This is a genomic window from Sphingomonas sp., assembly GCF_031380695.1.
In the GTDB taxonomy this organism is placed as follows: Bacteria; Pseudomonadota; Alphaproteobacteria; order Sphingomonadales; family Sphingomonadaceae; genus Sphingomicrobium.
Map to the genome: position 1 here is coordinate 1 of NZ_JANMWY010000248.1, position 12,813 is coordinate 12,813.

The 12,813-nt window shown below is 64.4% G+C and carries 13 protein-coding genes, 2 tRNA genes and 1 pseudogene; 5 read left to right on the forward strand and 11 right to left on the reverse strand.

Features of this window, described 5'->3' with window-relative positions; all coding sequences use genetic code 11:
- On the forward strand, window positions 1-244 hold a 244-nt coding region (locus RMN84_RS08800), incomplete at its 5' end, for a hypothetical protein (RefSeq protein WP_309611804.1).
- A 45-nt stretch (window positions 245-289) separates the two neighbouring features.
- Here RMN84_RS08800 and RMN84_RS08805 read toward each other — a convergent pair.
- Window positions 290-365: transfer RNA gene (locus RMN84_RS08805), tRNA-Ala, on the reverse strand.
- 70 nt (window positions 366-435) lie between these two features.
- A complete protein-coding gene (locus RMN84_RS08810; RefSeq protein ID WP_405051468.1) occupies window positions 436-831 on the reverse strand; it encodes a TIGR02300 family protein in 396 nt (131 codons plus the stop codon).
- Between the two features lie 30 nt (window positions 832-861).
- On the opposite strand from RMN84_RS08810, the gene cmk reads away from it, so the two are divergent.
- Both cmk and RMN84_RS08820 read left to right on the forward strand, forming a co-directional pair.
- The gene (gene cmk / locus RMN84_RS08815; RefSeq protein WP_309611805.1) at window positions 862-1,506 is read left to right on the forward strand and encodes a (d)CMP kinase; all 645 of its coding nucleotides are present in this window, start codon (window positions 862-864) and stop codon (window positions 1,504-1,506) included.
- A gap of 109 nt (window positions 1,507-1,615) precedes the next feature.
- Window positions 1,616-1,924 (forward strand): glycine zipper 2TM domain-containing protein, encoded by a 309-nt coding sequence (locus tag RMN84_RS08820; RefSeq protein ID WP_309611806.1) that lies wholly within the window; start codon window positions 1,616-1,618, stop codon window positions 1,922-1,924.
- A gap of 53 nt (window positions 1,925-1,977) precedes the next feature.
- Here the strand turns inward: RMN84_RS08820 and RMN84_RS08825 are convergent, their stop codons facing one another.
- Both RMN84_RS08825 and epsC read right to left on the reverse strand, forming a co-directional pair.
- Window positions 1,978-2,319, reverse strand: a complete 342-nt coding sequence (locus tag RMN84_RS08825) for a DUF2794 domain-containing protein (protein ID WP_309611807.1) — start codon at window positions 2,317-2,319, stop codon at window positions 1,978-1,980.
- A complete protein-coding gene (gene epsC / locus RMN84_RS08830) occupies window positions 2,316-3,020 on the reverse strand; it encodes a serine O-acetyltransferase EpsC (RefSeq protein WP_309611808.1) in 705 nt (234 codons plus the stop codon). Before epsC ends, RMN84_RS08825 begins: the two co-directional genes overlap by 4 nt.
- 138 nt (window positions 3,021-3,158) lie before the next feature.
- Between epsC and RMN84_RS08835 the strand changes: the two genes are divergently transcribed.
- Window positions 3,159-4,064: a LysR substrate-binding domain-containing protein gene (locus RMN84_RS08835; protein ID WP_309611809.1), complete on the forward strand. Its 906-nt coding sequence runs from the start codon at window positions 3,159-3,161 to the stop codon at window positions 4,062-4,064.
- 41 nt (window positions 4,065-4,105) lie between these two features.
- Here RMN84_RS08835 and katG read toward each other — a convergent pair whose 3' ends face one another.
- Window positions 4,106-6,313: a catalase/peroxidase HPI gene (gene katG / locus RMN84_RS08840; RefSeq protein ID WP_309611810.1), complete on the reverse strand. Its 2,208-nt coding sequence runs from the start codon at window positions 6,311-6,313 to the stop codon at window positions 4,106-4,108.
- Between the two features lie 97 nt (window positions 6,314-6,410).
- Entirely contained in the window at window positions 6,411-6,977 is a 567-nt protein-coding gene (gene pgsA / locus RMN84_RS08845; protein ID WP_309611811.1) for a CDP-diacylglycerol--glycerol-3-phosphate 3-phosphatidyltransferase, read from the reverse strand.
- Between the two features lie 157 nt (window positions 6,978-7,134).
- On the opposite strand from pgsA, the gene RMN84_RS08850 reads away from it, so the two are divergent.
- The gene (locus RMN84_RS08850; RefSeq protein ID WP_309611812.1) at window positions 7,135-8,436 is read left to right on the forward strand and encodes an MFS transporter; all 1,302 of its coding nucleotides are present in this window, start codon (window positions 7,135-7,137) and stop codon (window positions 8,434-8,436) included.
- Window positions 8,437-8,452: 16 nt separating this feature from the next.
- On the opposite strand, the gene RMN84_RS08855 is transcribed toward RMN84_RS08850, so the two are convergent.
- The 5 genes and pseudogenes from RMN84_RS08855 to rpsA form a co-directional block, all read right to left on the reverse strand.
- On the reverse strand, window positions 8,453-8,626 hold the full coding sequence (locus RMN84_RS08855; protein WP_309611813.1) for a hypothetical protein: 174 nt from the start codon (window positions 8,624-8,626) through the stop codon (window positions 8,453-8,455).
- Between the two features lie 107 nt (window positions 8,627-8,733).
- Window positions 8,734-10,353 (reverse strand): EAL domain-containing protein, encoded by a 1,620-nt coding sequence (locus tag RMN84_RS08860; RefSeq protein WP_309611814.1) that lies wholly within the window; start codon window positions 10,351-10,353, stop codon window positions 8,734-8,736.
- A gap of 107 nt (window positions 10,354-10,460) precedes the next feature.
- Window positions 10,461-10,545 (reverse strand) — tRNA-Leu (locus tag RMN84_RS08865).
- Between the two features lie 52 nt (window positions 10,546-10,597).
- Window positions 10,598-10,894, reverse strand: a complete 297-nt coding sequence (locus tag RMN84_RS08870; RefSeq protein ID WP_309611815.1) for an integration host factor subunit beta — start codon at window positions 10,892-10,894, stop codon at window positions 10,598-10,600.
- Between the two features lie 133 nt (window positions 10,895-11,027).
- Window positions 11,028-12,740: pseudogene (gene rpsA, locus RMN84_RS08875) on the reverse strand (30S ribosomal protein S1).
- Between the last annotated feature and the right edge of the window lie 73 nt (window positions 12,741-12,813).

Genomic DNA, 12,813 nt, shown 5'->3' on the forward strand with positions numbered 1-12,813 from the left:
CGACCCGGCGGTACTCTATTGCGTGAAGGTCGCCGCGACGTGCCAATATTCGGCGACTCAAGCGGTGCTGACGACCGCCGGGCCGAAGCGGATGCAGCCGATCGATCAGGCCTATCTGGCGGCGTTCCGGGACGTGGCGCAGGAGCGGGTACGCCGTGCCGGAGTCCGCCTGGCACACCTGATGAACCTGGCCCTCGACCCGGCCTATACCGCGCCGGTCAGGAATTCGACGCAACAGCCTTGATCGGGCACAAAAAAAGGCCCGCGATCAACGCGGGCCTTTTGGATATGGTGGAGCCGTGGGGGATCGAACCCCAGACCTTCGCAATGCCATCGCGACGCTCTCCCAGCTGAGCTACGGCCCCGTGCCCGTGCCTTTAGGCGATGTTTTCCCGGCTGGAAACGGGAAAATGCATCGCCTGGACGGCGTGATCCTTAATGTTCTTCTTCGCTGTCGGCGGTCGGAACACCAAGGTCGTCCTCGCCGGTCGCCAGATCGACTTCGTCGTCCGCGCTGATTTCCTCATCCTCGTCGGGGACCAAATCCTCGGCGCCGAGATCCTCATTGGCTTCCTTGACCTTGTCGGGGACATTGGCCGCCTCGAACGCCATCGGCTGCTTCGACTTCAACACCGATTCCGGAGAGAAGCTGGCGGCGCAGGCGATGCACGTAATCGGCTCGTCCTTGCCCAGGTCATAGAAGCGGGTCGAACATTTGGGGCAGGTACGTTTCGTACCCCATTCGGGATTGACCATCTGGCCATGTCTCCAGTTGTGCGGTGAAGGGCGGCCAAAAAAGGCCGGCCCGGTCTTCGACGCGCGCCTTGCCATAGGCTTTGCCCCCTGTCAAAGCGCGCGGCGGTGACCAGTATCGCTCCCCGCCCACTCGTGATCGCCGTCGACGGGCCGGCCGCCAGCGGCAAGGGCACGATCGCCCGCGCGTTGGCCGCTCATTATGAGCTGCCGCACATGGATACAGGGCTGCTGTACCGCGCCGTGGCGCTCAACCTCACGCGATGGGGCGGCGACCCGGGCAATGAGTTCGAAGCGCTGAGGGCGTGCGACCGGGCGGGTGTGTCGCCCGACGATCCCGACTTGCGCAGCGAAATCGTCGGCGAAGTCGCGTCGCGAATCTCGGCCTATCCATCGGTGCGGGCGGCGCTGCTCGAACGGCAGCAGGCGTTCGCGGCCCAGCCCGGGGGTGCGGTGCTCGACGGGCGCGACGTTGGCACGGTCATCGCGCCGGCTGCGGCCGTCAAACTGTTCGTCACTGCTTCGCCCGAGATCCGCGCGCGGCGCCGGACCGAGGAATTGCTTGCCAGTGGACGCCGGGTTCATTTCGACGATGTGCTGACCGACATCCGCGCCCGCGACAGGCGCGATGGCGGACGCGATGCGGCGCCCTTGCAGCGGGCGGAGGATGCGGTGCTGCTCGATACGGGCGAAATGTCCCGCGATGAGGCAATCCGGGCGGCGATTGCGCTGGTCGAGCGGAAACGCGGCTGATCCTTCGTTGTGGAGGGAACTTCATGAACAGGCTGTTGTTTCAGGTTCACGCAACCGAGCGCATAGTGGCCGCGTTGAACATGTAACGAAACAATTAGGAGACTATATCATGCGCAAGATCATGCTCGCGCTCGTCGCCACTTCGATGGCGATTCCGACCGTCGTGCTGCCGACGACGGCAGCCGAAGCCCAGACCTATCGCGGTCGGGCTTATAGCAACAGCTATTGCCGACGCCATGGTGGCACGACCGGTGCGATCGTCGGCGGTGTCGGTGGTGCTCTGGCCGGCAACGCGATTGCTGGCGGCACAACCGGAACCTTGATCGGTGCTGGTGCCGGTGCCCTGCTCGGACGCCACATCGAGCGCAATACCAAGCGCGCGAACTGCTACCGCGACCGCGGCTATTACCGCCGCTAGCGCCTGGATTTAAGCTGAATTATCGAGTCGGCGGAGGAAACTCCGCCGGCTTTTTATTCGACCAGCTTGATCAGCCGCCGCTCGAGCGGAGCGAGGACGGGACCAAGCTCGTGGCCGCGCTTCAGCACAGCGCCATGCTCGCCGATCAAGGCGAACGCGCCCTGTTTGGCACGCAGTTGCGGACGCTTTTCGATGCGGACTTCGGGACGTTCGGTGGTGCGGCGAAAGGCGTCGAAGCTGGCGACGTCGCGGCCGAACGACATTGCATAGTCGCGCCAGTGGCCAGCGGCGACCATCCGTCCATAAAGGTCGAGTATGCGCTGCAGCTCGGCGCGGTCGAAGGCGGTCAGGCTGTGCCGATCCCGGGGTCCCGGAAACGGCGCGACGACGCTCAAGCGCGCTTGACCTGATCGACGATGGCGGAGGTGCCACGCGTGCCAATCTCGGCGCGCAGGTCAGCCAGTTCACGGCGCAATGCGACCAGCTCCTGCTCGACCGCAGTCAGACCGGCGCGCTGCGGATCGCAATCCTCGCCGCAGGCCGTGCCATAGGCGAGGAAGCCGGGGCTGTAGTGTGTGGCGTCGACCGGGACCGGCTTGGCCGGGATGCCGACGACGCTCGTGTTGGCCGCGACATCCCTGGTGACGACGGCATTGGCACCGACGCGCGCGCCCTCGTTGACCGTGATCGGGCCCAGCACCTGCGCGCCCGAACCGACGACGACGCGATCGGCCAGCGTCGGGTGGCGCTTGCCGGTCAGGCCGTTGGTCGGGTTGGTGCCGCCCAAGGTGACATTCTGGTAGATGGTGACGTCATCGCCGATCTGCGCCGTCTCGCCGATCACGGTAAAGCCATGATCGATGAAGAAGTGGCGGCCGATCGTCGCCCCCGGGTGGATGTCGATCGCGGTTAGCAGGCGCGAAAAGTGATTGATGAAGCGGGCCAGGAAGAACAGGTTTCCGACGAACAGCCAGTGGGCGACGCGGTGAAAGCCGAGCGCCCATACGCCCGGGTAAAGCATCACTTCCCAGCGCGAGCGGGCAGCAGGATCGCGCGCCTTTATCGAGTCCAGATAGTCAATCAGCGCTGAAGTCACGGGCGCACCCCTATGGTCACCGAGCCAATGTAGCGGTTCGTCGGGCGATTTTCAAAGGTGCGGGCGAAGACAGCCTTGCAATAGGCTGGTCTTCATTGATTAAGGCACTTAGACAGGCCAAACTGATTGGAACAGGCGATGATTGTTTACCTGCCGACCATCAAGCAGCTGCAATATCTCGTTGCGCTGCGCGACTATGGCCATTTCGGCAAGGCGGCCGAGAGCTGCTTCGTCACCCAATCGACGCTGTCGGCCAGCCTCCGCGAACTGGAGACGCTGGTCGGGGTGACGTTGGTCGAGCGGACGCGGCGGGTGGTTCGGTTTACGCCGCTGGGCTTGCGGATTGCGGAAAAGGCACGGCGCGTGCTGCGCGAGGCGGAAGAGCTGGCCGACATGGCGCGCGCCGAGGGGCTGCCGCTGACCGGCGAGCTGCGCATGGGGGTGATCCCGACGATCGCGCCCTTCCTGCTGCCGGCGATCCTGCCGCGGTTGCGCACCCGATGGCCCGAACTGAAGCTGTTCCTGCGCGAGGAGACCAGCCAGGCGGCGTGCGACGCGCTCCACCGCGGACAGCTCGACTGCGTCCTGCTGGCCTCGCCCTACGCGTGCGGGGATGTCGAGTTGATGCCGCTGTTCGACGACGAGCTGCTGCTTGCCTTCCCGCCGAACGAGAACCCGCCGGCGCATGTGGCGGCGGCGGCGATCGACGAGCATCGCCTGCTCCTGCTGGAGGATGGCCATTGCCTTAAGGACCATGCTCTGGCGGCGTGCAACCGGCCGCAGCTGCGCGCCGAGGCGCGGATGCTGGGGACGTCGCTGCACACGCTGGTGCAAATGGTCGACAATGGGCTGGGCCTCACGCTGGTGCCGCAGATGGCGATTTCGGCGGGGATTTTGAAGGGGACGGGGATCGTCACGCGGCGCCTCGATGCGGACAAATCCTCGCGCGCCATCGCGCTGGCTTGGCGCAAGGGCAGCCCGCGCGCTGCGGAATTCCGGATGCTCGGTGAGGCGCTGGTCGAGGCACGCCAAGTCGCGCGATGATGCTGCGGCGCGTCCCCTCGTTAAGGACGCGCCGCAGTCCGTCAGGCGGCGATGTCGTCCGCCGTGCGGGCGATGACGTCGAAGCGGTCGGCGTTCATCACCTTGGTCCAGGCCTTGACGAAGTCCTTGACGAACTTCTCTTCATGGCCCTTTTCGGCATAGACTTCGGCGGTCGCGCGAAGCTGGCTGTTCGAGCCGAAGATGAGGTCGGTGCGGGTTGCCCGCCACCGCTCCTGCCGCCCGCCGCGAACATAGCCGACGAACTCCTCGTCGCCGCTGGTGTCGACCACTTCCCAAGTCGTGTCCATGTCGAGCAAATTGACGAAGAAGTCGTTGGTCAGCTGGCCCTTGCGACTGGTCAGCACGCCGTTCGAAGAGTCCTTGTGGTTGGCCCCGAGCACGCGCAGCCCGCCGATCAGGACCGTCATTTCCGGCCCCGACAGGCCGAGCAGCGCGGCGCGGTCGAGCAGCAGTTCCTCGGTCTTCACGCTGTGCTTCGTTTTAAGGTAGTTGCAGAAGCCGTCGGCGGCGGGTTCCATCACGGCGAAGCTGTCAACGTCGGTCCACGCCTGGGTTGCATCGCCGCGCCCGCCAGTGAAGGGGACGTCGACCGGATAGCCGCCGTCCTTCGCCGCCTTCTCGACCGCAGCGGTGCCGGCCAACACGATCGCGTCGGCCATCGACATCGACCCGCGCAGCGAGTCGATCTTGGCGAGCACCGTGACCAGCTCGTTGGGATCGTTGACCGCCCAGTCCTTTTGCGGAGCGAGGCGAACGCGAGCACCATTCGCCCCGCCGCGGTGGTCAGACTTGCGATAGGATGAGGCCGAGGCCCACGCCGCCTTGACCATCTGGCCAACGCTGAGCCCGCTAGCGAGGATCGCCGACTTGAATGCGGCGACGTCGGCGGCGGACGGCGCGGAGCCGGCGGGGACCGGGTCCTGCCAGATCAGCTCTTCCTTGGGCACTTCGGGCCCGAGGTAGCGCCCGATCGGCCCCATGTCGCGATGGGTCAGTTTGAACCAGGCACGAGCAAAGGCGTCCTTGAACGCTTCGTGATCGGTGCGGAACTTCTCCGAGATGACACGGAATTCCGGGTCAACCTTCAACGCCATGTCGGCAGTGGTCATCATCGTCGGCACGCGCTTCGACGAATCATGCGCCGCCGGAGCCATATCCTCATACTTCTGGTCGATCGGCTGCCACTGCTGCGCGCCGGCCGGACTGCGAACAATCTCATATTCATAGTCGAGCAGCAGACGGAAGTAGTTCTCCGTCCACTCCGTGGGTGTATTGACCCACGCGCCTTCGATCCCGCTGGTGATGGCGTGCGCGCCGATACCGCTCTCGAACGAGCTGGCCCAGCCCATTCCCTGCAACGCGATGTCGCTCCCTTCGGGGGCGTCACCGACCAGACCTGCGTCGCCCGCGCCATGCGCTTTGCCGAAGGTGTGACCGCCGGCGGTCAATGCGACCGTCTCCTCATGGTTCATCGCCATGCGCTCGAACGTGATCTTGATGTCGCGCGCCGACTGGAGCGGATCGGGCACGCCGCCCGGGCCTTCGGGATTGACGTAAATCAGGCCCATCTGGATCGCAGCAAGGGGGTTTTCGAGGTCCAGTTCACGGTCGGGCTGGATGCGAGTTTCTTCAGCATCGACCCACTTGGACTCGGCACCCCAGTAGATGTCGCGCTCGGGCTCATAAACGTCGCGGCGACCGGCGCCGAAGCCGAACACCGGTCCGCCCATCGATTCGATCGCGACGTTGCCGGCGAGGATGAACAGGTCGGCCCAGCTGATGCTCTGGCCATATTTCTGCTTGATCGGCCACAGCAGGCGGCGGGCCTTGTCGAGGTTGCCGTTGTCGGGCCAGCTGTTGAGCGGGGCGAAGCGCTGCTGCCCGCTGTTGGCACCGCCGCGACCGTCGGCGGTGCGATAGGTGCCGGCGGCGTGCCACGCCATGCGGATCATGAACGGGCCGTAATTGCCGTAATCGGCCGGCCACCACGGCTTGCTATCGGTCAGCATAGTGACAAGGTCGGCCTTCAGCGCCTGATAATCGAGCAATTTGAACGCCTGGGCATAGTCGAAGTCCTCGCCCATCGGATCCGATGAGCCGCCAGCCTGGCTGAGAATCTCGAGCGGCAGCGAGTCAGGCCACCAGTCGTTGTTTGTGCGGCCGAGCAGGGCGCGCGCCGCCGCTGGCTTCATCGGGCAGCCCATCGGATCACCAGTCTTCGCGTCCATCGTCCATCCTCTCATCTGAATTGATCGGATTGGGCCTAGGCCCGCTGGAGAATCGATGAAAGCGATTAAACTTCGTCAGGCCGAACGGAAAAACCGATCAGTCAAAATGCTTGAGACCGATCCTGAGATAGTCCCAGCCGGTGATCAGCGTGAGGATCGCGGCCGCCCACAGGCTCATCAACCCAACGGTGTGAACCCACGGCATGTGCGGTAGAGCGCCGCCCAGGATCAGTGCGCCGAGCGCTACCAGTTGGAAGGTCGTCTTCCACTTGGCCAGCTGACTGACCGGGACCGATACTTGCAGGCTGGCCAGATATTCACGCAGGCCCGAGACAAAAATTTCGCGCAGCAGGATGATCAGCGCGGCGATGATGTGCAGACCGGCGATTTCGGGAACCGGATTTTCCTTGCGGCTTGAGATCAGCATGATCAGCACTGCCACGACCATGATCTTGTCGGCGATCGGATCGAGAAACTGACCGAGCCGCGAAATCTGCCCCTGCGCACGGGCAAGATAACCGTCGAAATAGTCGGTCATGCCGACGACACAGTAGAGGACGAAGGTGATCGCATAGTCGAGCGGCGCTGGCCGCCACAGCAGGAACACCAGGATCGGCACCGCGAAGATGCGCGACAGGGTCAGCAGGTTGGGCAAGGTCAGCATGACGGCGTCCAGTGCATAGGGGCGCGGGCGGGCACGTCAAACCCGTGCCGTGATGGAATCGGCAGGTCAAAGCCGATTGCCGTTGTCCGGCAAGCCGCTATGGCGGGCGAGACACGGCGAAGTGGTTCGCTGCAAACGAGGAATCCGAAGGCGCCGAATGCAGGACAGTTTCCACCTGCTCAAGACGCGGCGTTTCCTGCCCCTTTTCGCCACCCAGTTCCTCGGTGCGTTCAACGACAATCTGTTCCGCACCGCGATGGTGCTGCTGGTCATTTACGGCATTTACGGCGATCCGCGGCAGGAGGCGACGTTCAGTGCGGTCGCCGGCGGGCTGTTCATTCTGCCCTTCTTCCTGCTCTCGGCGCTGGCCGGACAGCTGGCGGATTCGAACGACAAGGCGCGCATCATTCGCATCGTGAAGACGGCGGAGATCTTCATCATGATGTTCGGCGCGGCCGGACTGATGCTGCAAAACGTTCCGCTGCTGCTGATCGCGCTGACCGCGATGGGGGTTCATTCGACGTTCTTCGGGCCGATCAAATATGCCGTCCTGCCCCAGCACCTGCAGGACGGCGAAGTGCTCGGCGGGACCGGGCTGGTCGAGGCGGGGACCTATGTCGCGATCCTCGGCGGGACGCTGCTCGGCGGGGTGCTGGTGTACAAGCATGCCGACGGATTTCACGCGATTCGGGCAGCAGTCGCCGTACTGGTCGTTGCCGGGACAGGGCGCTGGGTCGGCGGGATGGTTCCCGCTGCGCCGCCCGATCCCCACGCCCCGACATTCAAGATGGACTGGCACATCGTGCGCGCATCGATCGCCCTGGTCAGTGCAACCCTGCACATCCGGCGGCTGTTCATCGCCATCCTCGCGATCAGCTTCTTCTGGGCAATGGGGGCGGTGCTCGCCGCGCAATTTCCGCCGCTGGTCAAGAACGGGCTGGGCTCGGACCAGCATGTCGCGACGTTGTTCCTGGCGGTCTTTTCGATCGGTGTCGCGCTGGGGTCGGTGGCGGTCAATCGGCTACTCGGCGGGCATGTCTCGGCGCGCTATTCACCCGCGGCGGCGCTCGGCATGGGCCTCTTCGTGCTCGATCTCTATCGGCGGGTTAAATATTGGCCGCCGCTGGGCGAGGGCCTGCCGCTGCGCGGGCTGCACGCGTTCCTGGCCCTCCCCAACAGCTGGGCGGTGGTGCTCGACCTGCTCGGCGTGGCGATCGCCGGAGGCATGTTCGTGGTGCCGCTCTACGCCTTCCTGACGACGACCGTTGCCAAGTCAGAGACCGCGCGAACGGTCGCGGCGAATAACATCGTCAATTCGGGCCTCATGGTGTTGGCGACGCTGATCCTGACGCTGGCGGTGCAGCTGGGCGTGACTGTGGCCGACAGCCTGCTGATCGTCGCTGTCGGCAGCGTCATCGCCGCCTGGCTCGGCTGGCTGCTGCACAAGGCGTGCGATTAAACGCCGCGAGCCAAGCTCAGATCAGATATATCGCCATGAACAGGAAGCCGCCGACGAAGGTCGTGGCGAACAGCTTCAGGTCGGACGCCATGCCAGGGCAGCTCGCGAGGGAAGCGGTTTCGCGGACGAACAGCGGACCACGTCCGAACAGGCGGGGGTCGAGGGCGACCACGGAACGCAACATTTGCATGCGGACTTCTTAACGCGGCTTTTACCACGTCGCCAACGTCCAATTTTGCGGTTTGGCTCCGTTTCGTGTCATAACGGGAATGCGGCGCGGACGCGGCCTGCGCGAGGTTAGGCGACGGCCCTGCGCAGGCACGGCGAAAGATCGGAAATTCCGGTTTCGGGTCGATCTCGGAGCAGCTGCTCGGCCTGGTGCGCGCTGGTCGGCTTGCCGAAATACCAGCCCTGGCCGACGGCGCAGCCCATCTCGATCACCGCTGCGCAGGTCGCCGCATCCTCGATCCCCTCGACGGTAACCGGCACGCCGATCGCCGTTGCCAGCGTCGTTACGGCGCGAACGATGGCACTGCTCTCGCGGTCGCGATGGATGGTAGTGACGAAACTGCGGTCGATCTTGATTACATCGAATGGCAGCGCGCGGAGGTGCGATAGCGATGAGAAGCCGCTGCCAAAATCGTCGAGGGCCAGGCGAATGCCCTGGTTCTTCAGGCTGGTGACGATGATGTGGGCCTGGTCCATATCGCCGAACAGCGAGCTTTCGGTTATTTCGAGCACCAGCCGGTCGGCCGGGAATCCGGTTTCGGTAAGGATGCGCACGATCTTCTGCGCCAGCCATGGATCGCCCAGCTGAAGCGGAGAGATGTTGACCGACAGCTTGATCGCCGGATCCCACTTCGCTGCCGCGGTGAAGGCCAGCCGCATCAGTTGTTCCGACAAACGGCCGATGACGCCTAGATCTTCCGCAACCGGGATGAACGTGTCGGGCATGATGATGCCGGACATCGGGTGGTTCCAGCGCGCGAGTACTTCGAAGCCGACGATCGTGCCCGTCTCGAGATCGACCTGTGGTTCGAAATAGGGCTCGAACTGGTCATGTTCGATGCCCATCAACACGCCCTGCTCAAGCTCGCTATTGGCCAGCAAGGCGCGTTCCATGCCGGCATCGAACCACACCGCCTTGGTCGAGCGGCCGGTCTTGGCATGCTCGAGGGCGATGTCGGCGCGGCGCAGGAGGTCGGCGATGGTGACATCGGCGGCGTCGCTCATCGCCATGCCGATGAACGCCCCGACCTGAATGAGCTTGCCGTCGATCTCGTGCGACGCGGTAACGGTGCGGAGCAGGGCCTCGCCGCTGATCTCGATCGCCTTGATGTTGTGGCCGGGCCACGCCAGTGCGACGGCGAATTCGTCGCCGCTCGTCCGGGCTACCAGCGCATAGTCATCGGCCACACCGATCACGCCGGCCGCGATCCGGCGCAACGTCTCGTCACCCACATCGAAGCCGAAGCGGTCGTTGATACCCTTGAAGCGATTCAGCTGGATCGAAAACAGCACGACCTGCTGAACGCTTTCGCACGCCGGACCTGTCAGGCGCGCGGCCCGGTCAGCGAAGCCGCGCCGGTTGAGCAGCCCGGTCAGTGCGTCGGTCGTCGCGATCAGTCCTGCGCGTGCCTCGCTATCCTGGCGGCGCTCGCTTTCATGATGAAGGTCGACATAGCGCCGCCAGCCGAACAGGATCAGCGCGACATTGAGCATCAGCGCGGTGCTCGCGATGCGGGCGGTGCTACCTAACCGGGCATCAGCGAACTGCAATTCCCGAAAGAACATGCTGCCGTTCCAGATCAGCAGCATGACAGCTCCGATCAGGATGGCGAGGACCAGCGCATCGCGCCGCGCATTCGCAACCGATGGGCTGGTCCCCCGCGATCCGGAGTTACGCTTCGATGACATGCATGTCGGATAGCCGGTCCGACTTAACAAACCCCTCCAAACCGCCGAATTGCATCAGCCTGGCGGGCATGTTTACATTGCCAACATGCAGTCGGCCAGCTTCGCGTTGGTGCGGACGGCGGGACTCGAACCCGCACGCCCAAGGGGCAGAAGATTTTAAGTCTCCAGCGTCTACCGTTCCGCCACGTCCGCACGGGCCACGGCGTCGCGCGGGGACGACGCGGGGTCAAGCACTTCGCCGTGTTTATTCGGCAGCGACTTCGCCTAAATTCAGCCGCTCGCGCATTTCCTTGCCCGGCTTGAAATAGGGCACTCGCTTGGCCGACACATCGACCGAGGCGCCGGTGCGCGGATTGCGACCGATGCGGGCATCGCGCTGTCGCGTCGAAAACGCCCCGAAGCCGCGCAGCTCGACCCGGCCACCCCCGGCGAGCTGCGCCGAAATGGTGTCGAACAAGCCACCGACGACGCCCTCGATCTCACGCTGCGTCAGGTCGGGAAAATCGCCACATAGTTTCTGCACGAGCTCGGAACGGATCATGGCCTGCCCTTGTGATCAAGCGCGGCCCCCCTGAGCTGCGCGCGTGGCGCACGGTGTCAAAAAAAAGGCCGCGGCGCAAGCGTCCAGACGCTCGTGCCACGGCCATTTAAAACCACTTTCGCGGGGGAAACGATTACTTCTTGGCAGCTTTCAGAGCCTCGCCCAGAATGTCGCCCAGGCTGGCACCCGAATCGGACGAGCCATATTGCGCGACGGCCTGCTTCTCTTCGGCCATCTGCAGTGCCTTGATCGAGAAGGTCGGCTTCTTCGAACGGTCGAAGCCCGACACCAGCGCGTCGAACTTCTGCCCGACCTGGAAGCGCTCGGGTCGCTGCTCGTCGCGGTCGCGGCCAAGGTCGGTGCGCTTGATGAAGCCGGTCACGCCGTCGTCGCCGACCTGCACTTCCAGCCCGCCGTCGCGAACCTCGAGCACGGTCACGGTGACCGTCTCGCCCTTGTTGGCGCCCCCGGCACCGCCCGACGCGCCGGCGCCAACGGCGACCCCGCCGCGCTCGAGCTGCTTCATGCCGAGCGAGATACGCTCCTTTTCGACATCGACGTCGAGCACCACGGCCTTGACCGTCTCACCCTTGTGATGAAGCGCGAGGGCTTCCTCGCCGGTCACGCCCCAGGCGATATCCGACATATGGACCATGCCGTCGACGTCGCCATCGAGCCCGATGAACAGGCCGAACTCGGTCGAGTTTTTGACCTCGCCGTCGACTTGGCTACCCACCGGATGCTTCTCGGCGAAGTCGCTCCATGGGTTCGACTGAGCCTGCTTGAGGCCGAGCGAAATGCGCCGCTTCTCCTCGTCGACCTCGAGAATCTTGACCTCGACCTCCTGGCTCGTGGAGACGATCTTGCCCGGATGGACGTTCTTCTTGGTCCAGCTCATCTCGGAGACATGGACCAGGCCCTCGATCCCCGGCTCGAGCTCGACGAACGCGCCATATTCGGTGATATTGGTCACGCGGCCGGTGAAATTGCCCTCGATCGGGTATTTCGCGGATGCGCCTTCCCACGGATCGCTCTCGAGCTGCTTCATGCCGAGCGAGATGCGCTGCGTATCGCGGTTGATGCGGATGATCTGCACCTTGACCGTGTCGCCGATCGCGATCAGCTCCGACGGGTGGCCGACGCGCTTGTAGCTGATGTCGGTGACGTGGAGCAGGCCATCAATGCCGCCGAGGTCGACGAACGCACCATAATCGGTGATGTTCTTGACCACGCCCTCGATTACCTGGCCCTCGGCCAGCGTCAGGATCAGGCCCGAGCGCTGTTCCGCGCGGGTTTCTTCCAGGATGGCGCGGCGCGACACGACGATATTGCCGCGGCGGCGATCCATCTTGAGGATCTGGAACGGCTGCGGCAGGTCCATCAGCGGACCGACGTCGCGCACCGGGCGGATGTCGACCTGCGAACCCGGCAGGAAGGCGACGGCGCCGCCGAGGTCGACGGTGAAGCCGCCCTTGACCCGGCCGAAGATCACTCCGTCGACGCGCTCGCCCTTCTCGAATTCCTTTTCCAGCTTGTCCCACGCGGCTTCGCGGCGGGCGCGATCGCGCGACAGCATCGCTTCGCCACTGGCATTCTCGACCCGGTCGACGAACACTTCGACTTCGTCGCCAACCTTGAGCTCGGCCTTCTGGCCCGGCAGCGCGAATTCGCGCAGCGGCACGCGGCCTTCGGACTTGAGCCCGACGTCGATCACGGCGAGATCATTCTCGATCGCGGTGACGGTGCCCTTGACGACCTAACCCTCGAAGGACTCGTTCTCGCCGCCAAGCGATTCATTGAGGAGCGCGGCGAAATCGTCGCGGGTTGGAAATGCCGTTGTGGCCATGAAGTGGTTGTTCTTTCAAAAAGCGTTTCGGCCGCTGGCCGGACCAACATGGTCGGCTTCCGTCGAGCGGACT

What these genes read in the sequence shown, in the direction of transcription:
- RMN84_RS08835 (WP_309611809.1), top strand. Translation starts at nt 3,159, where the DNA reads ATGATTGTTTACCTGCCGACCATCAAGCAGCTGCAATATCTCGTTGCG.
- RMN84_RS08860 (WP_309611814.1), bottom strand. Translation starts at nt 10,353, where the DNA reads ATGTCATCGAAGCGTAACTCCGGATCGCGGGGGACCAGCCCATCGGTT.
- RMN84_RS08810 (WP_405051468.1), bottom strand. Translation starts at nt 831, where the DNA reads ATGGCAAGGCGCGCGTCGAAGACCGGGCCGGCCTTTTTTGGCCGCCCT.
- katG (WP_309611810.1), bottom strand. Translation starts at nt 6,313, where the DNA reads ATGGACGCGAAGACTGGTGATCCGATGGGCTGCCCGATGAAGCCAGCG.
- RMN84_RS08820 (WP_309611806.1), top strand. Translation starts at nt 1,616, where the DNA reads ATGCGCAAGATCATGCTCGCGCTCGTCGCCACTTCGATGGCGATTCCG.
- RMN84_RS08850 (WP_309611812.1), top strand. Translation starts at nt 7,135, where the DNA reads ATGCAGGACAGTTTCCACCTGCTCAAGACGCGGCGTTTCCTGCCCCTT.
- RMN84_RS08855 (WP_309611813.1), bottom strand. Translation starts at nt 8,626, where the DNA reads ATGCAAATGTTGCGTTCCGTGGTCGCCCTCGACCCCCGCCTGTTCGGA.
- RMN84_RS08870 (WP_309611815.1), bottom strand. Translation starts at nt 10,894, where the DNA reads ATGATCCGTTCCGAGCTCGTGCAGAAACTATGTGGCGATTTTCCCGAC.
- pgsA (WP_309611811.1), bottom strand. Translation starts at nt 6,977, where the DNA reads ATGCTGACCTTGCCCAACCTGCTGACCCTGTCGCGCATCTTCGCGGTG.